The following is a 21,572-nucleotide window of genomic DNA, read 5'->3' on the forward strand; positions in this document are numbered from 1 at the left end:
GGAAGGAGGAATCATCCATGGCCGCAAATGCGCCCCGCCGCCTGCACATCAGTATTGATGTGCTCGCCGCTATTTTTATTGTCTCGATCGTTGTCATGATGGTTGTACCGATTCCTTCTCTGTTGTTAGATATTCTATTGACCATAAGTATTTCTGCTGCAGTTCTTACTTTAATGATTGCGGTATTCACCAAAGACCCTTTGCATTTTTCGGTGCTTCCCTCTTTGATTCTGATCTTAACCTTGTTTCGTCTCTCCCTTAATGTGTCGACGACCCGCTTAATTCTCGCCGATGGTCATGCCGGTGATGTTATCCAGCAGTTTGGCGAGTTTGTTGTCAAAGGCAGTGCGGTGGTCGGTTTTATCATCTTCGCCATCCTGGTTGTCGTAAACTTTATCGTCATTACCAAGGGTTCGGAACGGGTATCTGAAGTAGGGGCCCGCTTCACCTTGGATGCTATGCCGGGAAAACAAATGAGCATTGATGCCGACCTGAATGCCGGAATGATTACAGAAACCCAGGCCCGGGATCGCCGGCAAAAGATTCAGGCAGAGGCCGATTTTTATGGGGCCATGGATGGAGCCAGCAAATTCGTCAAAGGGGACGCCATCGCCGCTATTATCATTCTCTTTATTAACATTATTGGGGGATTTGTTACCGGAGTCGTTATGCGGGGTATGGACATCACGGAAGCTTTGCATACCTATACTCTATTGACTATTGGGGATGGACTTGTGACACAAATTCCAGCCCTTTTGATGTCTACGGCTACAGGTCTGGTGGTCACCCGGGCCGCCTCGGAAACCAACCTGGCTGAGGACCTCTCCAGCCAGCTTTTCCACACGCCGAAGGCTCTTTACATAACCGCAGGGGTAGCCATGGTCCTGGCCATGTTCGGGCTCCCTCTTTTGCCTTTGTTGATCGTTGCGATTGTCCTTGTGGCGCTGGGCAGAGTTATGGATAAAGGCAGTCAGAAAGCAGTGGTTGAAGAGAGCGCGGCGGCACGGGAAACAGCCCTTGAAGAAAGTAAAAAACCGGAGAATGTCCTTAATCTTTTAAATGTGGATAACATGGAGTTGGAGTTGGGGTATGCCCTGATCGCTTTAGTCGATGTCCAGCAGGGGGGCGATCTCTTAGACCGTATCGTCTTAATCCGGCGGCAGGTGGCCAGTGAATTGGGCTTTATCGTGCCGGTGATTCGCGTCAGGGATAATATGAATCTGCAACCCAATCAGTATTCGATTAAAATCCGCAGTGCTGAGGTGGCCGGGGGAGAAATCCTGGCCGATCACTATCTGGCCATGAGCAGTGGTCTGGGGGATGATAATATTCCGGGCATACCTACCAAAGAGCCAGCTTTTGGGCTGGACGCCAAGTGGATTAATGCTGTTTACAGAGAAGAAGTCGAGATGAACGGCGGGACGGTGGTGGATGCGCCCACCGTCTTAGCGACCCATTTAACCGAAGTGATTAAGAGCAATGCCTGGGAAATCTTAAGCCGTCAGGATGTGAAGACTCTTCTGGATCATGCTCGGGAGCAGGCACCGGCGGCAGTGGATGATGCCATGGAGCATTTGGATTTGGGGCAACTGCAAAAAATCCTTTCGAACCTGCTGAGAGAACGGGTTTCCATTCGGGATATGGTGACCATTTTGGAAACATTAGCCGATTATGCCTCAACCACAAAGGATTTGGACCGCCTTACGGAGTATGTTCGTCAGTCCTTAGCCCGGCAGATTGTTCAGCCTCTTCTGGGCATGGACAAACAGTTGCCGGTGCTTACTTTAGATCCGAAGCTGGAGCAGCTGATTCTGGACAGCATCCAGCCTTCGGATTTTGGGAGCTATATGACTCTGGATCCCCGTGTATTGCAGGAACTTATGCAATCCTTAGCCCGGGAGATGGAGAAAATGGTCTTAAAAGGGTATAACCCTGTTCTGGTCTGCGCTCCGGTAGTAAGGATTAATCTAAAACGGGTAACTGAGCGTCAGTTGCCTCAGCTTATGGTTCTATCTTATAACGAACTTGTGCATGGTGTGCAGGTTCAGGCAGTAGGGATGGTGACGACTGGAAATGCGAGTTAAGCGTTTTGTTGGCGATACAGTAGCCGAGACCATGGGCAAAGTGAAGAAGGAATTGGGCGCCGATGCCGTCATCCTTCAGACACGGCAATTTAAGGAAGGCGGAGTATTGGGGCTTTTTGGCAAACATAAAGTGGAAGTGATGGCGGCTATTGAAGAAGAGCCTGTGAGGAAAGAACAAGCTCCTGTCAAATCTTTATACCCAGCGAACCCTTATGGGGTTCGGAAGGAAAGCCCTTTGCCTATGGAACGACCCGCTTTTGATTCAAGAAAGGGAGCGGAGCCCCCTGCGCTGGAAAAGACTCCCCGGGTTGAGGTGAGTGCTCCAAAGGGGGCGGAACTCAATGCTTTAGAGGCAGAACTGCAATCCATGCGCAAATTGCTGGAAAGTATGAACCGCCAAATTGAAGGTTTGGATGGAGAGCAAAGCGTATGGCCTGTGCCTTTGCAGAAATGGGCCGATCTGCTCAAAGAGCGGGGCATAAATCCCAAGCTGATCAAGAGAATACTTCGCTCAGTTCAGCAAAATGTCCGTGAAGAGGACTGGGGAGAGGACCATCGGGTCAGGGCCTGCCTCAAGGAAACCATACGCCGGATCTGCAACAATACAGCGGCTATTCAGCCAGGAGTCCGCAAACCTAGGATAGTGGCGTTAGTCGGGCCCACAGGGGTAGGAAAAACCACCACCATCGGTAAATTAGCGGCAGGCTTCAGCATCGTCGATAAACGGCGGGTTGCTTTGATCACTGCAGACACTTACCGGGTCGCTGCCGTGGAGCAGTTGAAAACCTTTGGGGAGATTATTGGCGTGCCTGTGGATGTGGTCATGACTCCCTCCGGTCTTCGGGAGGCGATTCAGCGCCATGAGGATAAGGAGCTTATTTTTATTGATACGGCCGGACGCAGTCCTCACCATGATCTTCATATGTCGGAATTAAAGGCGTTTCTGGAGAAGGCTCAGCCGGAGCTGACCATGCTCGTTATGAGTGCCGCCACTCAGGCCGCGGATTTGGCCAGGATCTATGAGCGCTTCGAGCCTTTGACGACCCATCTGATTTTTACCAAACTGGATGAAACAATCGGCGGGGGCACTATTCTTAATCTTTTGGAAAGAACCGACCTGCCTGTTGCATATATTACCAATGGGCAAAATGTTCCCGATGATATAGAAGTAGCAACCCCAGAGCGTTTGACTCGTTATATTCTGGGGGAGGGGGATCGGCGTGAATGACCAGGCAAAAGTATTAAGGCGTATCGCCTCCCGACATAAACCTGACCTTACTGCCAATTCTGATTCCCAACACGATCTGCGTGTATTTGCTGTGACCAGCGGGAAGGGCGGCGTGGGCAAGACCAATTTCAGTGTGAATTTGGGCTTGGCATTGATTGATTTGGGCTATCGGGTCATTCTTCTGGATGGGGATCTGGGACTTGCGAACCTGGATATAGCCTGCGGCGTTACACCCCGTTATACTTTTGAGCATCTTCTCAATGGTGAAAAAGATATCGAAGAAATCCTGATCTATGGCCCGAAAGGGATAGGGATATTACCGGGGGGGTCAGGTGTCCAGGATTTAGCCAACATCGAGAGGGAGCGGCTGGAAGAGGTCGTCAGAAATCTGGGACGCCTAGAGTCCCTGGCAGATATTATTATCATTGATACAGGTGCAGGTTTAGGGCATACGGTGCTCAATTTCTTAAGGGCGGCAGATGATATCATCCTGGTTACCACCCCGGAGCCAACCGCCTTAACCGATGCTTATGGCCTGCTCAAGGCTTTACAAAAGGTTAAGGATGGCGTTACGGTCAATGTAGTGGTGAATCGGGTGCAAAGGGAAGCGGATGCCAAAGACACCTATGAACGCCTGGAGAGCGCCGCGAAGCGGTTCCTGAATGCTCCCGTCAATTTATTGGGGTGGGTCTATGAGGATATATCCGTGGGCAGAGCCATTATGAAACAAGAACCCATCGGAGTATCCTATCCGCAAAGTTCAGCTTATCAATGTATTCAATGGATTGCCGGTTCGGTGTCCGGACTTTATCTTAGTCCGCCGAGACAAGCAGGAGGAATTCGTGGCTTTTTAAAAAATCTTTTGCGAGCCTTTTAACTTTTCAATAGTTTTTCTTTTTTAATTCGGCTTAGGGGGTGAGGGCAGTGCAATATCTTGATAAATTAGTTTCCGGATTAGCTGTTGAGTTGCATGTTCCGGAAGGGGACTATGAAGGAAATTACAAGACACATGTCGATGAGATCGGCAAAACACGACTATCTGTATATGCACCCCATTACCAAGGGATGATCATTCCCCTGCAGGAGGGTACTCTTGTGGAGGTTACTTTTTGGGATGACGTGGCTTCCTACTCTTTTATGTCATCGGTTCTTCAGCGTGTCGCAACACCCATACCAATGTTTGTCCTGAAGATGCCGGATAGTATTAGAAGGGTCCAAAGGAGGAACTATGTGCGGGTTTCCGCCTCCTTCCCGATAACCTATCAAGTGGTGGAGAGGGAAGGATTAGGGGACCTGCTGAAGGGGAATATGTTGGATCTGAGCGGCGGCGGAATGCGTTTTCAAGCCAAAGTCAAGTTGGACAAAGGCTCCATCCTCTATGCCAATCTTGAATTACCCTGCGGTATCATCGGAACTCCGGGCCGGGTATGTCGGGTAGAGCCTATTGAAGACACCAAGTACTTTTCCGTGTCCGTAGATTTCTATCAAATTTCCGAACGTGATCGCGATCGCATCATCCGATGTGTTTTTGATATTCAAAGAGACTTGCGTAAGAAAGGATTGATCTAAGCATGGAAATTAATCAAATGCAATTGGATGCGTTGCGAGAGATCGGAAATATTGGCTCAGGACACGCCGCGACAGCATTATCCACTATGCTCAGCCGCCGCATTGAAATGTCCATTCCCGAGGTTAAAGCAATAGAATTTGAGAAGGCTCCTATGGTGATCGGTCATCTGGAGGTCCCCCAGGCCGTTATCTATGTTAAAGTCGAAGGGGATGCTTCGGGTAAAGCGGTGTTCTTCTTTCCTCTGGAAAGTGCGGAAATACTGGTACAAGCCTTATTTGGTTCCAATGAATCCTTTAACCTCTTTGATAATGAGATGGCTCAATCGGCCCTCAAAGAAGTGGGCAATATCATGGTGAGTTCATTCCTCATCGCTTTAACTGAGTTTTCAGGAATCCCTCTGCAACCTTCTGTGCCTGCTTTAGCCGTGGATATGGTGGGGGCAATTTTTGATGCGATTCTCCTGGAAGATGGCATACTTGAGGATACGGTTCTCTTTATTAATACTCAGCTTACCGGGATACCGCAAATTGAAGGAAAGTTCGTATTCTTGCCTGATGAGGGATCATTGATAAAACTGCTGGGAGCTTTGGGACTATGAGCAATGTAATTAGTGTTGGTATGGCTGATTTGAAAACGGCAAAAGCGCCTAATATTTTAATGACGGCAGGATTAGGCTCTTGTATTGGTATATGTGTTCATGACCCGATTCAGAAGGTCGGGGGTATGGCTCATATTATGCTGCCCACGGCGGGGAGTGCCCCTGGCGGAAACCCCGCTAAATATGCCGATACAGCGATGGATCTTCTGGTGACGGAAATCCTTCGTTTAGGTGCCTCCAAATCCCGCCTGCGCGCCAAAATGGCCGGAGGCGCCCAAATGTTTTCCTTTCCGGGAAAACCGCCGGTGTTAAAGATAGGGGATCGCAATGCGGAACAAGTGATTGTGGAGTTAAAGCGTCTGGGGATTCCCCTCCTCGTCTCCGACGTCGGGGGAAGTTTTGGGCGAACCATCCATTTTGATGTGGGCACAGGTGATCTTAAGGTTCGAACCATTAACCATGGCGAAAAGGTGATTTAATAGATGATGGATAAATTACGGCTTTGGGCATGGTATTTTGCACTTGTCGTTTCAGCTGTCTTAGCATTAATTAGCTTTTATAGCGGGGAAAACTTTATTTTCATTGTCCTTAGTGCCATTATCGGTTTTACCCTTATCTATGGTATATGCATGGCCAGTATCACCATTTTTGAAAAGACCGGCATAGAAATGGAGCTGATTGAGCCGGGTAACCTTTTAGACATTGCCGTGGGGCAGGAAGATAACCTGAATTTCGGTGGCGAAAAGCCAGAAGAAAGACAAATTCCAGCTAGTAGGGCAGGGCAATTGAATCAGGAGTTTGCCGAAGGGGAACCCAGTGTTGAGAAACAAGCGGAAATAGTGAGAAGAATGGGTTGGGGTGACTAGGATTGTAAGGAAGGGGGGCCAACAAGATGTCGAATCCTTATGAAGCAGCCAATCGAGGTTCATGGAGAGTCGAGCAAATTGAAAAGTATTTGCCGTTAGTCAAGCGTATCTCCGGTCGGTTGCTTATTTCCTTACCTCAACATGTGGATGAAGACGATTTGATCGGCTACGGTGTGTTTGGATTGTTGGATGCCTTAGAGCGTTTTGACCCTGTTCGGGGAGTGAAATTTGAAACTTATGCTACGCTGAGAATCCGGGGAGCGATTATCGATGGCTTGCGGACGATGGATTGGGTACCTCATTCGGCAAGGCAGAAAATCAAGCGCATCCAGGATGCCTTTGCCGAAGTGGAGGCACGGCATGGCCGGCCTGCCAGCAATGAAGAGGTAGCTGTTTTGCTGCAGATGGAGCTGCGGGACTTGGATGCTGCCCTGCATCAAGGACAAATGCTGACCTTGACTTCGCTTGATGAGGTGGCTGTAGGTGAGGAAGGGGAAGCCTATACCCCCAGGACACAATTGACGGACCCCATAGCTCAGGAAGCCTTTCAGGAGGTTGAACTTGATGAGCAAAAAAAGATCCTGGCCGACGCTATCGAAAAGCTTCCTGAGAAGGAGAAACTGGTCGTGGCCCTATATTATCAGGAAGATCTTACCCTGAAAGAAATCGCTGTGATTATGAAACTTTCGGAATCAAGAATCTCACAGCTTCATTCCCAAGCCATCCTGCGCCTAAGAGGCCGCCTCAGCCGCCAAAAGAAGAATTTATTCTAATAAGAAATGGATGAAAAATGGGAACAGGTACCGTTTTTCATATTATGCTTATTGGCTAAAAAAAATTAAAGTTTTACCAAGTTTTTGCCGATAAGCTATATAGATTCAGTATTGGTGGAGGTGATGCCATGACAGGAATTAATGCCCTATCCACGCGGGGAGCCATCACAAGCACTGAAGATGGATCTTCCTTCACAAGTGGTTCACAGTCAGGTGCAGATTCAGCTGCGATGATGTTTGCAGCAATCTTTGGCGGTTGGCTGAACCAAGTCGGTGGACAGGGACAGGACTCTGGCAACCAGAGTCAGGAACCGGCAGGCAAGGATGCCAATTCCGGACGTCACGCCTTATTGGGTTTGGATGGGTTACAAGGACTTATGGGGATACTTCAGGGAAACGAAGGTTTTCAAGAGGTTTTAGCGCAAGGTTTACAACGAGAAGGGGAACAGGGAATCAACTCCGAACGACTGGAGATGTTCATGACCCAACTGGATGGAATGCGAAGCAAGACTCTCTTGGATACAATGCAAGTTCAGATCCTCCCATCAAGCTCTCCAGGCATATTAGAGGATGTACAGCTGTCAGGGATGACAGAACAGCCTCAGGGGAAGACTTCCCCCCAGTCGGAGTTGGATTTATATAAGAACGTGATATCCAATTTACTTAAAGAAATGTCAGGGGAAATCAAGCTTAAGCAGCAAAATCAAGCTGAGGCTAATCCTTTAGCTCAGCAAAAATCAGAACTTGCTGCTCAGCGCTATAACAGTGGTTTATTTATCGCCATGGATGGCGAAGGGCAAGAGCCCAGTGTAATGGCGACTCAGGCCAAGACAGATACGGCACTTATGAATACAGTACCGACTGACATGACTCTGACAGACACAGCGAAAACAGCAGCGAATACTTTTGTCCAGAATAATCAGGGGACATTGCTGGCAGCCTTATCAGGTAAGTCGAAGTCTGATCCCGATGGAACAGGAGCAGATGAGACCGGATTAGATGAGAACCAGGTTAAACCTGGAGCTGGGAATGGGCCTGAAGGAAGACCGGCTAAGAACCCGGAGATTCTCAGCTTGAATCAGGAGAACTCTGAGGATACCATACTCATGAAACAGGAAATAGCAAAAAGCATCGCATCACCCCATGGTGTAATGGGAGAAAAGTTGGCAGAAGGCGGCTTGGTTCCTGCAAAAGGGACAGCTGTCAAAGGGCTTCAGGATGATGAACAGCCTATAGAAACAAATAAGGGGAATAAATCTATTTTACCGGATGTTGCAGCAGGCAATCTAACCCATCAAGCCAAAGATATCGCTCAAGTCCAAGGGAAAGTTGCCGATAAAGGTGATCAGCCCATATGGACCCAAGTAGCCCGGGACATCTTTGACAAGGCTTATCTGGCCCGCCCCCAACTTCGCGAATTGACCATTCAACTACACCCCGCCCATTTAGGAGCAATTAATATCGCCATGAATTGGGATGAGGGACAAGTTCATATGCGCATCGTGGCTTCGGATGGGGGAACAGGACAGCTCCTCCAACAGAACCTGTCTGAACTGAGAGACAGTCTGACTCAGTTGGGCATCCAATGCGGACAGATGGAGATGGGCTTAGGAGAGCAAAAAGAAGGTGCACAGGAACATCAGGGCCGGGAAGGCTCAGGCCACTCCCAGGAGAGTGGCGATGATGTTCTAGAGTCGCTTAATAGTGAAGAGCTTGAGAGAATACTGAGCAATGATGAAGTGATCCCAGGCGCTAGTCGGATTAATATCAAGGCTTAGGAGGAAACTATGGGGAATACAGTTGATACAAATTATAGTAAATACTCTTCCACCTCAGAATCCAAACAAAGCAGCGCAGTCTCTGACGCTACAAAAGAGGTTCTGGGTAAGGATGATTTTCTGAAGCTGTTGGTTGCTGAACTGACCAATCAGGATCCGCTTTCACCCATGGATAACAAGGATATGATTACCCAGATGGCTCAGTTCAGTTCCCTGGAGCAAATGAATAACATGTCTAAAAGCATGGAAAACCTGGTCGGTGCCTTTGGGGCCCTATTCCAGAATTCTCTGCTCAGTCAGGGAGCTGCTCTGATCGGCAAGCATGTAGAAGGAGCGAATATCGATGGCAGTGGCTTTGTGAATGGGATCGTCGAATCTGTTCAATGGCTGAATGGCAATCCCCAGTTGGTATTGGTCCTGGAGGACGGAAGTAAGGCTGCTGTAGATATGAGTGACATCACCTATGTCGCCGACCCTAAGGAGCCGGATCCCGACCCCGATCCTGTACCTGAAGATGATACGTCTGAGGATGACATTCCTAAGGATGATATTCCCGAGGATTAACGAGGATATCAGTGGAACGAAAAAGTTTAAATAAAGGAAATGGGGGAATATCCCGATGCTACGTTCTTTGTATTCAGCTATCTCAGGTTTAAAAAACCACCAGATAAAAATGGACGTTGTGGGCAATAACATCGCCAATGTCAACACCACAGGCTTTAAGCGCAGCCGTGTCACCTTCTCCACCATGCTGAGCCAAACTATGAAAGGGGCCGGATCGCCCTCAGCGAATCAAGGGGGAACCAACCCCGCACAGGTCGGCCTGGGTTCCATGGTGAGCTCCATCGATCAGATCATGACTACTGGAAGCTCACAGAACACAGGCAAAAGTACGGATGCCATGATTAATGGAAGAGGTTTCTTTGTCTTTAGGAATGCAGGACAGATCGTTTACGGCCGGGCCGGTGCCTTCTCTCAGGATCAAAATGGCTACCTCACTGATCCGGGGACAGGGGCTTTCGTTCTGGGGCAAATGTGGGGAGCTAATGACAGGGAGATTCTCGAATGGGGAAGCGCACCGCTGACACCCTTACGGTTCAATATAGGCTCATACCCGCCTGAACCTGAGGGGGGAATAATTAAGATTAATCTCGGAGATTTTGTGCAGAACGGGAGCAACTATGAGTATGTCAATCCGGCATTAATCGGTGCTTCAGCGACAGTTCCCGATGGTGGAACGCTTGACTCAACGACGGGTAAAATAACCTTTACTAAGGATCCGGCGGATGAAGCTAGTGGGGACCCTCCTGCCATTGAGATTACCGATATTGACTACGATAAGCTTACGATTCCGGCGGGGGATTTTGTGCAAAAGGGAAGCGTTTATGTCTATGAGAATCCGGACTTAGTCGGTGCTGATCTAGAGGACATAACCGATGGCTCCTTTGATCCAAAAACGGGAACAATAACCTTGAATGCGGCTCCGCCATCTGCCGGTGTTGAGATTGAGGGTGTAGATGGGAGACTCCGGGCAAAATTAGATGAAGTCACTATCGATGGCAACGGTATTATTAGCGGGATATACAGCAATGGCAAAGGATCTGCGTCCCGTCGCATCGGTCAGCTGGCCATTGCTAACTTTGCTAATGATGCAGGCTTGCAGAATGTTGGTAACAATTTTTATGCGGCAACCAACAACTCCGGTATAGCAGACATCGGTGCTGCTGGAACAGCGGGACGGGGAAATATCATTCCCAATTCCGTAGAGATGTCCAATGTGGATCTTTCTCAGGAGTTTACGGATATGATCGTCACCCAGCGTGGATTCCAGGCGAATTCAAGGGTAATCACCGTATCGGACTCCCTGCTTCAGGAGCTGATCGACCTTAAACGCGGATAATAGGCTAAGGACTTGGGTATAAGGATAAAACCTTATGCCAAAGTCCTTTTCGGCATTTCTTTTCTGAGAGGAGGCACAGGATTTGCGCATTCTGAATACAGCAGCTACTGGGGTCCGGGCTCAGCAGACAGCTTTGGATGTACTGGGCAATAATATGTCCAATGTCAATACACCGGGATATAAGGCTCAGCGGGTGAATTTTGCCGAAGCTTTGGCTGCAGAAATGCGGCCGGCTGAACGTGAATTTAATGGACAGCCTGTGGGAGAGCGGATTGATGTGGGAGCCGGTGTGATTTATCCGACCATAGACACGGATTACCGGCAGGGAATCATCCGGGAGACAGAGAACCCCTTTGATCTGGCTATTGACGGGGAAGGCTTCTTCCCTGTGCGGACAGCCAATGGGGAGAGCCGCTATACCCGGGTGGGAAACTTTGAGTTGGATAGTCAAGGCAAGTTGGTTAATTCCGACGGTTATATTCTGGAAGTAAAGATTCCAGCCGATGCCATGGATTTGTATGTGGATGAGACAGGCAATATAACGGGATTTATCGATGACGAGGAAAGAGTTTTGGGCCGGGTTGTGGTCAATGATCCGGAGGGAGAAGGGTACCCGGTAGGACCAATTGATATGGATGAATTGGGCCGTCCCTTGGATTGGAATGGAGATATTTTACCCACAGCCTTTGCCGTTCCGGAAGGGGCTGAAGATGTCCAGATCAGCACGGAAGGAATTCTTAGTGCCACTATTGACGGAAGCCGCCAGACTTTGGGGCAGATCAATATAATTACCTTTGCTAACCCGGAAGGGTTAGTCAGGGACGGAGATAATCTCTATTTTGCTCCCGACGCGGCCGGAGTGACCGGGGACGAATTGGTTGGCACGCCGGGCAGCCAGGTGGAAGAACGGACCTTGGGTAAGCTCAAGACCCAGTCTTTGGAACAATCCAATGTGAACCTTGCTTCAGCCATGACGGAGATGATCCAGGTGCAGAGGGCCTATCAGCTCAATGCCCGTATGATTACCAACGGGGACCAAATGTGGAGCATGGCTAACTCCTTAAGGAGGTAAATTAGATGTCGGATTGGTTGAATACACCGGTTATTAATATTCTGGAAAAAAGTCTTGATGCGTCCAGTCTGAGGTATAAAGTCCTGGCGAATAATGTTGCCAATGTGGATACTCCGGATTTTAAACGTTCTGATGTGGATTTTGACCTGCTCCTTGGTGAAGCTATGGGTCAGACCGGAGGGGAGCTCCCCCTTAAAGTAACATCAGAGCGTCATCTCCAAAAAACTGGATTTAATTCCAGTGGGGTTGTGCAAGATCAAGGAACGACCTATCGAAACGACGGCAATAATGTGGATATCGATAAGGAAATGGTCAATGTGGCTGAAAACGGGATTTATTATAATTCCGTCACCCGGGCAATTTCCGCGCAATTGTCCCATTTGCGTACCGTGATCACCCAAAAGTAAAACTTTGTGCGATAGAAAGATGATGAAGGTGACGATCCATGATTAAAGGATTATATACAGGGGCGGCGGGAATGCTTGCTGCTCAGACCCAAAGCGAGATTATCGCGGATAACGTCGCAAATATCAGGACTCCGGGTTATAAAGGGGAGGAGTCCAGCAATAAAGCCTTTCCCGAAATGCTCATGATGAGAACAAACACGGAAAACGAAATCCCCGGCAATACATTAATCGGCGGTATAGGTACCGGGGTTGTCGTCGATCAGATTACGCGGATGAATGTTCAGGGAGTTCTGCAAACCACGGACATTCCTACGGATCTGGCCCTCACTGCTGAGGAAGTTTTCTTGGTGGTGGATACCCCCAACGGTGAGCGCTACACCCGTAATGGACAGCTGCAACTGAATTCTGAAGGAATGCTGCAAACAGCCGATGGCTATCCTGTTCTTGGTGAAGAGGGGCCCATTGGACCGTTAAGCAAGAATTTCCAGGTGGATGCTCAGGGGGGAATCACCGATCAGGGGGTCACTATGGACCGCTTGCGATTGGTGCAAATCCCGGCGGTCGGCCTTCTTCGCGAAGGACAGTCTCTGTATGCCTCTAATCAGCCGGTACAGGACTTTGCCGGTAATGAGGCCGTGCTTCAGGGGACGCTGGAGGGATCCAATGTGAATTTGCCAGGCCAGATGGTTAAGATGATCACAGTGATGAGAGCCTATGAAGCGAATCAAAAGGTGATCCAAACCCATGATGCAACTTTAGAAAAGGCTGTTAACGAAATTGGTAGAATTGTATAAAGTGAGGAAGTGGCTGTCATGGGAAATCAAGTGGTTATATTTGGACTAGGCCAGGAAGAGTATGGAATGCCCATTGAAATCGTCAGAGAAATTACCCGGTTAGGGGATATTCGCCCGATTCCCAAGGCCCCTGACTCGGTCAAGGGATTAATCAATCTGCGGGGGTCGGCGATTCCATTGATTGATTTACATGTTCGTTTTGGTGTGGAAAAGAATCGGACCATTGCCAAGGACGTGGAAGCCGCCAAGGAAGACTTTGCCTTGATTACGGAAGTCAATGGCGATCTGGTAGGATTTGCGGTTGACCAGGTGAGAGAGGTTCGCATCCTGGACAATATAGCACCGCCGCCTCCCTTAGTTACAGCTCCATTTATTGGCGGTATCGTGAATCTTCCCGACCGTATTATCATGGTGTTGATTCCTGACCGGATCTTAGCTAAAGATGAGCTTGAGGGAATTGCTAAGCTCGTCTGATATCAGGAGGGGATAATCGGTGAATACGGCAGAACTAGTGCTGCTTTACCAGCTTCAAAGTATGAATCAGGCCTGGCAGGATACTTCAAGGAGTGAGTCCGGAAACAAGGGTGGCTCCCAAGCTCTCCTCTTTGCCACCTTGCTCCAGTCCGCCCTTTCAGGAAATGATGGCTCCAGCTCAGGATTAGCTTTGGAAGCTTTTGCCGGACAAGAATTAGGGTCCGGTTCTGAGCAAGAATCGCAGTCAACTGAGAATTCACAACTTCTTGCCGCAATGTTACTGGGAAGTCTTTTTTCCGGAAAGGATTCTCTCTTATCTGAAAATCTTCTCTCATCCATGAGCCTTACCGGAATGGGGCAAAATTCATGGACCTCTTTGACCTCGGCATATAATCCTTACTCCGGTATAGTAAACTCTCTCCAAGCAAACTCCTTAAGTTCTCAGCGGAGTTCAGATTACCGTTCCGATCAGCCGGCTATAGAACAGCTTATCGCGGAAGTAGGGCAGCGCCATGGGATAGACACGAATCTGATCCGGCAAGTGGTGATGGCTGAATCCAGTTTTAACCCCCATGCGGTATCATCAGCGGGAGCTATGGGTTTGATGCAGTTGATGCCTGGTACGGCAAAGACTTATGGTGTGACCGATCCTTTTGATCCGGCTCAGAATCTTGATGGGGGAACCCGTTTTTTAAAGGATTTGTTGGTGCGGTTTAAAGGAAATGTCGCGTTTGCCTTAGCTGGCTATAATGCAGGCCCAGGGGCTGTAGATAAATACAATGGGATTCCACCTTACAAGGAAACGCAAAATTACGTAAAAAAGATACTTTCTGCATTAGGAAAAGTAGATACACAAGCATAAAAAATCAGGCGCATGAGGATCATGCGACCTGATTTTTTTTATATTGATCACTGCTGCTGTCAGCGGTTTAAAGAGATAACACCCGTCACAAAAAAATGGTGAGGGGATTTTTGTATTTTTATAATCAAGTAAACAGATAGAAATTGTTATATTTTTTCAAAAACCTATTGACTTGGTTGAAAGTCCCTATTAAAATTTAACAAAACCTATAGGATTACTATATATTAATGAAATCTAAGGGGGAAGTGAAAGTGAAGAAATTTGAGAACCTGAAAGTAAAATCTGCAACCGGGAAAAAATTCGGGACAGCCGTTCTGATTGCGGCGTTGATTGTTGCTCTGACCGGATGCGGTGGCAAGGCGACGCCTGCCGATACAGCCGCCGGCGGCAAACCGCCGGTATCTCTGCTCAATGTCTCCTATGATCCCACCCGTGAGCTTTATCAGGAGTACAATACAGCTTTCAGCAAGTACTGGAAAGAAAAAACCGGCCAGGATGTGACCATCCAACAGTCCCATGGCGGCTCGGGCAGCCAGGCCAGAACGGTTATTGACGGCAATGAAGCGGATGTGATCACATTGGCATTGGCCTATGATATCGACTCCATCAACTCTCAAAAGAGCCTGCTCAATCCGGAATGGCAGAAACGTCTGCCCAACAATTCCACGCCCTACACCTCCACCATCGTCTTTCTGGTGAAGAAGGGCAACTCTAAAAATATTAAGGATTGGAACGATCTGGTGCAGCCGGGAGTATCGGTGATCACTCCCAACCCGAAAACCTCCGGGGGTGCCCGTTGGAACTACCTGGCAGCCTGGGCCTATGCCCTGGAACACAATAATAATGATGCTCAAAAAGCCAAAGAATTTGTTGAAGCTCTCTATAAAAACGTACCGGTACTGGATTCAGGGGCTCGGGGCTCCACCACAACCTTTGTGGAGCGGGGGATCGGTGATGTGCTGCTGGCCTGGGAAAATGAGGCCTTCCTCTCCTTAAGGGAATTTGGGGAAGATAAATTTGAAATTGTGGTTCCTTCCCTCAGCATCCTGGCCGAGCCGCCGGTAACGGTAGTGGATTCCGTGGTGGACAAGAAAGGCACCCGGGAAGTGGCGGAAGCTTATCTGGACTATCTCTACAGTGATGAAGGCCAGGAAATTGCCGCCAAGAACTTCTACCGGCCCAGAAATGAGGCTGTGGCCCAAAAATATGCCGCTCAGTTCCCCCAAATCAATCTCTTCACGATTGATGATGTGTTCGGCGGCTGGGCCAAAGCCCAGCAGGAGCATTTCGCCGACGGCGGCGTCTTTGATCAAATTTATGTAGAGAAATAAGCTTAAGGCGGTTCCAGGCCAGGAGTCCGGAACCAGCCCATCCTGTTTGATGAGGTGAAACCATGCAGACATTATCCTCCCGCTTCAGTCTGAAACAATACAGCGTTCTGCCGGGATTCGGGATCACCATGGGTTTATCTTTGATGTATCTCAGCCTCCTGGTTTTCATCCCCATCGCTATGGTGTTCCTGAACAGCTCTCAGCTGGGTTGGGGGAAATTCATGGAGATTGTCCTATCACCCAGAGTCCTGGCCTCCCTGAAGATATCCTTTGGCGCCTCCTTCTTGGCGGCCACTGTCAACGCGGTCTTCGGGCTGCTGTTGGCCTGGGTTCTGGAGCGATATACCTTTCCGGGCAAGAGAATCGTTGATGGCTTGATCGATCTGCCTTTTGCTCTGCCTACGGCTGTAGCTGGTATTTCCCTGACTACTCTTTATGCCCCTAACGGCTGGATCGGCCGGCTTTTTGAGCCCCTGGGGTTAAAGATTGCCTATACCCCTTTGGGAATTACCATCGCCCTGATTTTTATCAGCCTGCCTTTTGTGGTGCGGACAGTTCAGCCGGTTCTGCAGGGCATGGACCGGGAAGTGGAAGAAGCGGCGGCTTGTTTGGGGGCTACCCGGTTTCAAACCTTTCGTAAAGTGATTTTACCGGTTCTACTGCCGGCGGTCATCACCGGCTTTGCCCTGGCTTTTGCCCGCTCTCTGGGGGAATACGGCTCAGTTGTCTTTATTTCCGGCAATATGCCCATGTACACGGAAATCACCCCTCTGCTGATTCGGACCAAGCTGGAACAATACGATTATGCCGGTGGTACGGCCATTGCCGCTGTGATGCTGGTGATCTCCTTTATCATGCTGCTGGTGATCAATCTCATTCAGTGGTGGTCAGGCAACCGGGATAAGGGCTGATAAGGAGAGAGAAGATGAAGAGTAAGAAAAACAGTAAGAAAAACAGAACTCCCGGGTCCCACGCTCAAGGGATTCAATGGCTGCTGACCGGCATTGCTTTGCTGTTTTTTATCACCATGCTGATCTTACCCCTGATCCTGGTGTTCACCAAAGCCTTTGAAAAGGGGGCGGGAGTCTATCTGGCCGCCATTCAGGACCCGATGGCCCTGAAAGCTATTCAGCTGACCCTTCTCACCGTAGGGATCGCGGTGCCTGTCAATACAATTTTTGGCTTGGGAGCCGCCTGGGCAGTGGCCAAGTTTCAGTTTAAAGGCAAAAATCTGCTTCTGACCCTGATTGATCTGCCTTTTGCCATTTCCCCCGTGGTTGCAGGATTAATTTTCGTGCTGCTGTTCAGTACCACCCATGGCCTGCTGGCTCCGTTTTTGACGGCCTGGGGACTGAAGATCATTTTTGCCCCTCCCGGGATTATTTTGGCCACTTTATTCGTCACTCTGCCCTTTGTGGCTCGGGAGTTGATCCCGTTGATGGAGGCCCAGGGAACGGCAGAAGAGGAAGCGGCTTTGACCCTGGGGGCCAGCGGCTGGCAGACCTTTCTGCGCATTACCCTGCCCAATATCAAATGGGCTCTGCTTTATGGGATCATTCTGACGGCAGCCAGAGCGGCCGGGGAATTCGGGGCGGTCTCCGTGGTCTCCGGTCATATCCGGGGGCTGACCAATACCATGTCCCTCCACGTGGAGATCCTGTACAACGAATATCAGTTTTCCGCTGCCTTTGCGGTGGCCACCCTGTTGACGGTAATCGCCATCATCAATCTTTTTGTCAAAAACATTGCCGGTTGGAAAATCAAACGGATGGAGGAAAAATCATGAGTATCGAAGTTAGCCAGGTCAGCAAGACCTTTGACACCTTTACGGCTTTGCATGAACTCAATCTCAAGATCCATACCGGTGAACTGGTGGCTCTGCTCGGTCCTTCCGGTTCCGGCAAAACCACTTTGCTCCGGATTATCGCCGGTCTGGAACCCCCGGATACCGGCAGTATTATTTTCGACGGGGAAGACAATACGGAAAAAAGTACCCAGGACCGCAAAGTGGGCTTTGTGTTTCAGCATTATGCCCTTTTTAAAAACATGACGGTCTTTGAAAATATCGCCTTTGGTTTAAAGGTCCGGCCGGCCAAGCTCCGCCCTAGCAAAGAAGTGATTCGCCAAAAGGTTCAGGAACTGCTGGCCCTGGTGAAGATGGAAGAGCTGGCTAACCGCTATCCGGCTCAACTTTCCGGTGGTCAGCGCCAAAGAATCGCTTTGGCCCGGGCTCTGGCGGTGGGGCCCAAGGTTTTATTGCTGGATGAGCCCTTTGGAGCCCTGGATGCCAAAGTCCGTAAAGATCTGCGGCGCTGGTTGAGAAAGCTTCATAACGAATACCCGATTACCAGTGTTTTCGTGACTCATGATCAGGAAGAAGCTCTGGATGTGGCCGATCGCATCGTTATTCTCAATGAGGGAAAGATCGAGCAGATTGGGACTCCGGAAGAGGTTTATGACAATCCGGCCAATCCCTTTGTCTACAACTTCCTGGGCAATGTCAATTTGTTTCACGGCCGGATGCACGACGGCAAAGTGGAGCTGGGCTCCCTGCAACTGGAGGCGCCGGAGCATGCCGGAATCGGCAACGCAGACATTGTCAGCTATATCCGACCCCATGACATTGAAATTTGTCTGGAGGATGAAGGCAAAGGCTTTATTGCCGCGGAGATTTTCTTTATCCGGGCGGTGGGACCCATCGTCAATCTGGAATTAAAGCGTTTGGATAACGATGAGTATATCGAAGTGGAAATCAGCAAAGAGGTCTATAGAAGTCTGCAGCTGAAGGCCAAGCAGAATGTCTATCTCCGGCCCCGGGATTTCAAGGTGTATGTTCCTGAAGATTATGTTATTTGATATATTTTTTTACGGACTTGTTGCTAATTCGGTTAAAAGTTCTGGAGAAAAGAGATGAGGACAGGAGTGCTGATTTATAAAGATGTTTTAAGCAGCTTGAGTCCGGAAGCTAAAAAGATATTGGGCCTGATCCTGCATAAGGGAGCGATGACCAAAAGTCAACTGGCCAAAGTGGCGGGATTAAAGCCTACCACCTTGAACCGGATGATGCTCCCTTTGGAGAAGGCGGATCTCATCCTTCCCACGGAAACCGGTGAGTCCACCGGCGGTCGGAAGCCGGTCATTTATGATGTAAATCCCCGCCGCTATTATGTGATCGGGATTGATATTTCCCGCCTCTACTCCCAAGTTGTTTTGACCAACCTGAAAATGGAGCTGATCGAGAAAGACCGCTTTGATATGGACCGGAATTCTTCGCCGCAAGCCACTCTGAACCGGATTCTGGACTGGATAGGAAGGGTTATGGAAAAGCGGGGGCACGGATATGTGATCGGCGTTGGGATCGGTACGGTGGGGCCTTTGGACCGTCAAAGCGGCATCATCCTCAACCCGGAAAACTTTGAGGCCCAGGGTTGGGAAAATATTCCCCTCAAAGCTATCGTGGAAGAACGAACGGGCTTGCCGGTCATCATCGATAACGGTGCCAATGGGGCGGTTCTGGCAGAAACCCGTTACGGGAGCGGCAAAGGGATGAAAAGCGTGATCTATTTGAATTGCGGGGTGGGAATCCGAACCGGCGTCATCTCCTCAGGAACTCTGGTCAGGACAATCAATGATGCAGATGATACCTTTGCCCATATGGTGATCGATGTCAACGGTAAACCATGTCATTGTGGCAATCAGGGCTGCGTTGAGCGCTACTCCTCGATTTACGCTATTATGGAAGCCCTTGCTGAGGAAATGACCCCTGAGGAAATGCCCCAAGGGAAGGACCGCCGAAATCACAAGGCCGATCGCCCGGTCTCCTATCTGGAGCTCTGCCGGGAGGCTGAGGAGAATGACACCACCGCCCGGCAAGTGCTGCAAAATGCCGCTGTACGGATGGGTACGGGGTTGGCTAATTTCATCCAGCTGCTCAATCCGGGGCTTGTGGTTCTGAGCGGACCGCTTATTTTGCATTCTCAGCTCTTCTATGAGGTCTGTGTAGAGGCCGCCAAGCGAAGAAGACCTTGGGATAAAGGGGGGCACCTGGTGTTCAGCCGGGGCGGAGCCTTTGAAGAGAATGCCATCTCCATCGGTGCGGGCGCTCTGGTGGTGGAGCATTATTTGGAACCGGAGACTTTTGGGTGAAGAACCGGACAGCTTTATGACTGGGTGGGGAATATAGAAAGGGAGAAGGAGAAATGAAATGGACAGATCGGATCTCAATTTGGATCTTGATAAGATAAACCGAGCCTTTGCCGGGGAAGACCCCCGCAAGCTTTTGGCCCATGTGGTGGAAAAAATCGGTCCGGCGCGGATTGCTCTGGCTTCCAGCCTTTCCATTGAGGATCAAGTGCTGACCCAGATGCTATTAAAGATCGATGCCCGGGCCCGGATCTTCTTTATCGATACAGGCCGGAATTTTCAGCAGACTTATGATCTGATGGAAGAGACCATGGGTCGCTATGAGTTTCATTATGAGGTATACGCGCCGGAGAATTCGGAGCTGGAGCCATTTCTGGCGGAATATGGCCCCAATGCTTTTTATGATAAGGTCGAACTGCGCCAAAAATGTTGTGAGCTGAGAAAAGTCAGGTCCTTGCAGCGGGTCTTATCTACCGTAGACGGCTGGATTTGCGGACTGCGCAGGGAGCAGAGCCCTACCCGCCAGGAAATCGGTTTGCTGGAATGGGATTCCCGCCACGCTATCTATAAAGTGAATCCTCTGGCGGCCTGGAGCGAAGAGCAGGTTTGGGCTTATATCCGCCGGGAAAACATTCCCTACAGTTCCCTATACAACAAAGGTTTCCGCAGCATTGGCTGTCAGCCCTGCACCCGGGCGGTGGCCCCCGGGGCGGATGTACGCAGCGGCAGGTGGTGGTGGGAAGACCCCTCTAAAAAAGAATGCGGGCTGCATCCATCCCTGAACCCGCCTGCAAAGGAGGAAGAAAAGCGATGAACCATCTGGATAAGCTGGAAGCGCAAAGCGTCTATATCCTGAGAGAGGCTTACCGTGAATTTAAAAATATCTGCATGCTCTGGTCCATCGGCAAGGACAGCACCGTTCTGCTATGGCTGGCCCGCAAGGCTTTTTTCGGGCATGTACCCATTCCCCTGGTGCATATTGACACCCACTATAAAATACCGGAAATGATTCACTACCGGGACCAACTGGCCCGGCAATGGCAGCTGACCATGATTTACGGGGAGAACAAGGAGGCCTTGGACGGGGGCAGAACCTTTCCGGACGGGAAAACGGACCGGATCAGCTGCTGTCAGGCGTTGAAAACGGAAGCCTTGAAAAATACCCTTTCCGGGGAATGGCCCCGCTATATTCTGGATCTGGAAACCGGCCAATATCGACCGGATGGCAGCCGGGAAAAGTACACCGGGGTGATTGTGGGGGTACGGGCGGATGAGGAAGGAAGCCGTTCCAAAGAGCGGTATTTCTCCCCCCGGGATCAGGAAAATGATTGGGATGTGGGGGATCAGCCCCCGGAATTCTGGAATCAGTTCAAAACCGATTTTGCCCCCGGCACCCATATCCGAATTCATCCCCTTCTGGACTGGACGGAGCTGAATGTCTGGGAATATATCGAGCGGGAGAAGATCCCGGTGACATCCCTTTATTTTGATCAGGGGGAGGGCAAACGCTACCGTTCCCTGGGCTGTTATCCCTGCACCTTACCGGTGGAATCACCGGCCCGCAATGTGGAAGAAATTATTGAGGAGCTGCGCAGCGGCAAGTTTGCCAAGATCGCCGAACGGTCGGGACGGGCCCAGGATAAGGATGACGGGGGCGGACTGGAAACCCTGCGGAGAGGCGGGTATATGTAA

At 49.8% G+C, this 21,572-nt stretch carries 23 protein-coding genes; all 23 read left to right on the plus strand.

From position 1 onward, the window contains the following. The first annotated feature begins 17 nt into the window (after window positions 1-17). The 23 genes from flhA to cysD all read left to right on the plus strand — a co-directional run bounded on the left by flhA (window position 18) and on the right by cysD (window position 21,572). Entirely contained in the window at window positions 18-2,084 is a 2,067-nt protein-coding gene (gene flhA / locus BUA14_RS17605; protein ID WP_072773813.1) for a flagellar biosynthesis protein FlhA, read from the plus strand. Further along, window positions 2,074-3,312: a flagellar biosynthesis GTPase FlhF gene (flhF, locus tag BUA14_RS17610; protein WP_072773814.1), complete on the plus strand. Its 1,239-nt coding sequence runs from the start codon at window positions 2,074-2,076 to the stop codon at window positions 3,310-3,312. The genes flhA and flhF overlap by 11 nt, the downstream gene beginning before the upstream one ends. Further along, window positions 3,305-4,189: a MinD/ParA family protein gene (locus BUA14_RS17615; protein WP_072773815.1), complete on the plus strand. Its 885-nt coding sequence runs from the start codon at window positions 3,305-3,307 to the stop codon at window positions 4,187-4,189. The genes flhF and BUA14_RS17615 overlap by 8 nt, the downstream gene beginning before the upstream one ends. Before the next feature lie 47 nt (window positions 4,190-4,236). Next, complete coding sequence (locus tag BUA14_RS17620; protein ID WP_015945045.1) at window positions 4,237-4,881, plus strand: flagellar brake protein; 645 nt, start codon at window positions 4,237-4,239, stop codon at window positions 4,879-4,881. A gap of 2 nt (window positions 4,882-4,883) precedes the next feature. Beyond that, window positions 4,884-5,480, plus strand: coding sequence for a chemotaxis protein CheC (locus BUA14_RS17625; protein ID WP_011460745.1), 597 nt, complete (start codon window positions 4,884-4,886; stop codon window positions 5,478-5,480). Continuing rightward, on the plus strand, window positions 5,477-5,959 hold the full coding sequence (locus tag BUA14_RS17630; RefSeq protein ID WP_072773816.1) for a chemotaxis protein CheD: 483 nt from the start codon (window positions 5,477-5,479) through the stop codon (window positions 5,957-5,959). The genes BUA14_RS17625 and BUA14_RS17630 overlap by 4 nt, the downstream gene beginning before the upstream one ends. A gap of 3 nt (window positions 5,960-5,962) precedes the next feature. After that, window positions 5,963-6,346: a hypothetical protein gene (locus BUA14_RS17635; RefSeq protein WP_072773817.1), complete on the plus strand. Its 384-nt coding sequence runs from the start codon at window positions 5,963-5,965 to the stop codon at window positions 6,344-6,346. A gap of 26 nt (window positions 6,347-6,372) precedes the next feature. Beyond that, on the plus strand, window positions 6,373-7,119 hold the full coding sequence (locus BUA14_RS17640; RefSeq protein ID WP_005816198.1) for a FliA/WhiG family RNA polymerase sigma factor: 747 nt from the start codon (window positions 6,373-6,375) through the stop codon (window positions 7,117-7,119). A 128-nt stretch (window positions 7,120-7,247) separates the two neighbouring features. Beyond that, complete coding sequence (locus tag BUA14_RS17645) at window positions 7,248-8,897, plus strand: flagellar hook-length control protein FliK (protein WP_143153479.1); 1,650 nt, start codon at window positions 7,248-7,250, stop codon at window positions 8,895-8,897. Between the two features lie 9 nt (window positions 8,898-8,906). Next, window positions 8,907-9,461, plus strand: a complete 555-nt coding sequence (locus tag BUA14_RS17650; RefSeq protein WP_015945041.1) for a flagellar hook capping FlgD N-terminal domain-containing protein — start codon at window positions 8,907-8,909, stop codon at window positions 9,459-9,461. A 55-nt stretch (window positions 9,462-9,516) separates the two neighbouring features. Continuing rightward, window positions 9,517-10,797: a flagellar hook protein FlgE gene (locus BUA14_RS17655; RefSeq protein WP_015945040.1), complete on the plus strand. Its 1,281-nt coding sequence runs from the start codon at window positions 9,517-9,519 to the stop codon at window positions 10,795-10,797. Between the two features lie 82 nt (window positions 10,798-10,879). Then, on the plus strand, window positions 10,880-11,869 hold the full coding sequence (locus BUA14_RS17660; protein ID WP_015945039.1) for a flagellar hook-basal body protein: 990 nt from the start codon (window positions 10,880-10,882) through the stop codon (window positions 11,867-11,869). 5 nt (window positions 11,870-11,874) lie between these two features. Continuing rightward, on the plus strand, window positions 11,875-12,276 hold the full coding sequence (flgB, locus tag BUA14_RS17665; RefSeq protein ID WP_015945038.1) for a flagellar basal body rod protein FlgB: 402 nt from the start codon (window positions 11,875-11,877) through the stop codon (window positions 12,274-12,276). Between the two features lie 38 nt (window positions 12,277-12,314). Further along, window positions 12,315-13,070, plus strand: coding sequence for a flagellar basal-body rod protein FlgF (gene flgF / locus BUA14_RS17670; protein ID WP_015945037.1), 756 nt, complete (start codon window positions 12,315-12,317; stop codon window positions 13,068-13,070). Between the two features lie 18 nt (window positions 13,071-13,088). Next, window positions 13,089-13,544 (plus strand): chemotaxis protein CheW, encoded by a 456-nt coding sequence (locus BUA14_RS17675; protein ID WP_015945036.1) that lies wholly within the window; start codon window positions 13,089-13,091, stop codon window positions 13,542-13,544. Between the two features lie 19 nt (window positions 13,545-13,563). Next, complete coding sequence (locus BUA14_RS17680) at window positions 13,564-14,406, plus strand: lytic transglycosylase domain-containing protein (RefSeq protein ID WP_072773819.1); 843 nt, start codon at window positions 13,564-13,566, stop codon at window positions 14,404-14,406. A 251-nt stretch (window positions 14,407-14,657) separates the two neighbouring features. Continuing rightward, on the plus strand, window positions 14,658-15,737 hold the full coding sequence (locus BUA14_RS17685; protein ID WP_072773820.1) for a sulfate ABC transporter substrate-binding protein: 1,080 nt from the start codon (window positions 14,658-14,660) through the stop codon (window positions 15,735-15,737). A 62-nt stretch (window positions 15,738-15,799) separates the two neighbouring features. Further along, the gene (gene cysT / locus BUA14_RS17690; protein ID WP_015945033.1) at window positions 15,800-16,648 is read left to right on the plus strand and encodes a sulfate ABC transporter permease subunit CysT; all 849 of its coding nucleotides are present in this window, start codon (window positions 15,800-15,802) and stop codon (window positions 16,646-16,648) included. A gap of 14 nt (window positions 16,649-16,662) precedes the next feature. After that, on the plus strand, window positions 16,663-17,523 hold the full coding sequence (gene cysW, locus BUA14_RS17695; RefSeq protein WP_072773821.1) for a sulfate ABC transporter permease subunit CysW: 861 nt from the start codon (window positions 16,663-16,665) through the stop codon (window positions 17,521-17,523). Continuing rightward, on the plus strand, window positions 17,520-18,593 hold the full coding sequence (locus BUA14_RS17700; RefSeq protein ID WP_072773822.1) for a sulfate/molybdate ABC transporter ATP-binding protein: 1,074 nt from the start codon (window positions 17,520-17,522) through the stop codon (window positions 18,591-18,593). Before cysW ends, BUA14_RS17700 begins: the two co-directional genes overlap by 4 nt. Before the next feature lie 54 nt (window positions 18,594-18,647). After that, entirely contained in the window at window positions 18,648-19,883 is a 1,236-nt protein-coding gene (locus BUA14_RS17705) for an ROK family transcriptional regulator (RefSeq protein ID WP_072773823.1), read from the plus strand. 58 nt (window positions 19,884-19,941) lie between these two features. Continuing rightward, window positions 19,942-20,694, plus strand: a complete 753-nt coding sequence (locus BUA14_RS17710) for a phosphoadenylyl-sulfate reductase (RefSeq protein ID WP_072773824.1) — start codon at window positions 19,942-19,944, stop codon at window positions 20,692-20,694. Next, window positions 20,691-21,572 (plus strand): sulfate adenylyltransferase subunit CysD, encoded by an 882-nt coding sequence (gene cysD / locus BUA14_RS17715; protein ID WP_005816177.1) that lies wholly within the window; start codon window positions 20,691-20,693, stop codon window positions 21,570-21,572. The genes BUA14_RS17710 and cysD overlap by 4 nt, the downstream gene beginning before the upstream one ends.

The organism is Desulfitobacterium chlororespirans DSM 11544, assembly GCF_900143285.1.
In the GTDB taxonomy this organism is placed as follows: domain Bacteria; phylum Bacillota; class Desulfitobacteriia; order Desulfitobacteriales; family Desulfitobacteriaceae; genus Desulfitobacterium; species Desulfitobacterium chlororespirans.

Excerpts from the sequence above, each read along its gene's own strand:
- flhA (WP_072773813.1), top strand. The coding sequence starts at position 18 with ATGGCCGCAAATGCGCCCCGCCGCCTGCACATCAGTATTGATGTGCTC.
- flhF (WP_072773814.1), top strand. The coding sequence starts at position 2,074 with ATGCGAGTTAAGCGTTTTGTTGGCGATACAGTAGCCGAGACCATGGGC.
- BUA14_RS17625 (WP_011460745.1), top strand. The coding sequence starts at position 4,884 with ATGGAAATTAATCAAATGCAATTGGATGCGTTGCGAGAGATCGGAAAT.
- BUA14_RS17630 (WP_072773816.1), top strand. The coding sequence starts at position 5,477 with ATGAGCAATGTAATTAGTGTTGGTATGGCTGATTTGAAAACGGCAAAA.
- BUA14_RS17635 (WP_072773817.1), top strand. The coding sequence starts at position 5,963 with ATGATGGATAAATTACGGCTTTGGGCATGGTATTTTGCACTTGTCGTT.
- BUA14_RS17640 (WP_005816198.1), top strand. The coding sequence starts at position 6,373 with ATGTCGAATCCTTATGAAGCAGCCAATCGAGGTTCATGGAGAGTCGAG.
- BUA14_RS17645 (WP_143153479.1), top strand. The coding sequence starts at position 7,248 with ATGACAGGAATTAATGCCCTATCCACGCGGGGAGCCATCACAAGCACT.
- BUA14_RS17650 (WP_015945041.1), top strand. The coding sequence starts at position 8,907 with ATGGGGAATACAGTTGATACAAATTATAGTAAATACTCTTCCACCTCA.
- BUA14_RS17655 (WP_015945040.1), top strand. The coding sequence starts at position 9,517 with ATGCTACGTTCTTTGTATTCAGCTATCTCAGGTTTAAAAAACCACCAG.
- flgB (WP_015945038.1), top strand. The coding sequence starts at position 11,875 with ATGTCGGATTGGTTGAATACACCGGTTATTAATATTCTGGAAAAAAGT.
- flgF (WP_015945037.1), top strand. The coding sequence starts at position 12,315 with ATGATTAAAGGATTATATACAGGGGCGGCGGGAATGCTTGCTGCTCAG.
- BUA14_RS17675 (WP_015945036.1), top strand. The coding sequence starts at position 13,089 with ATGGGAAATCAAGTGGTTATATTTGGACTAGGCCAGGAAGAGTATGGA.
- cysT (WP_015945033.1), top strand. The coding sequence starts at position 15,800 with ATGCAGACATTATCCTCCCGCTTCAGTCTGAAACAATACAGCGTTCTG.
- cysW (WP_072773821.1), top strand. The coding sequence starts at position 16,663 with ATGAAGAGTAAGAAAAACAGTAAGAAAAACAGAACTCCCGGGTCCCAC.
- BUA14_RS17700 (WP_072773822.1), top strand. The coding sequence starts at position 17,520 with ATGAGTATCGAAGTTAGCCAGGTCAGCAAGACCTTTGACACCTTTACG.
- BUA14_RS17705 (WP_072773823.1), top strand. The coding sequence starts at position 18,648 with ATGAGGACAGGAGTGCTGATTTATAAAGATGTTTTAAGCAGCTTGAGT.
- BUA14_RS17710 (WP_072773824.1), top strand. The coding sequence starts at position 19,942 with ATGGACAGATCGGATCTCAATTTGGATCTTGATAAGATAAACCGAGCC.
- cysD (WP_005816177.1), top strand. The coding sequence starts at position 20,691 with ATGAACCATCTGGATAAGCTGGAAGCGCAAAGCGTCTATATCCTGAGA.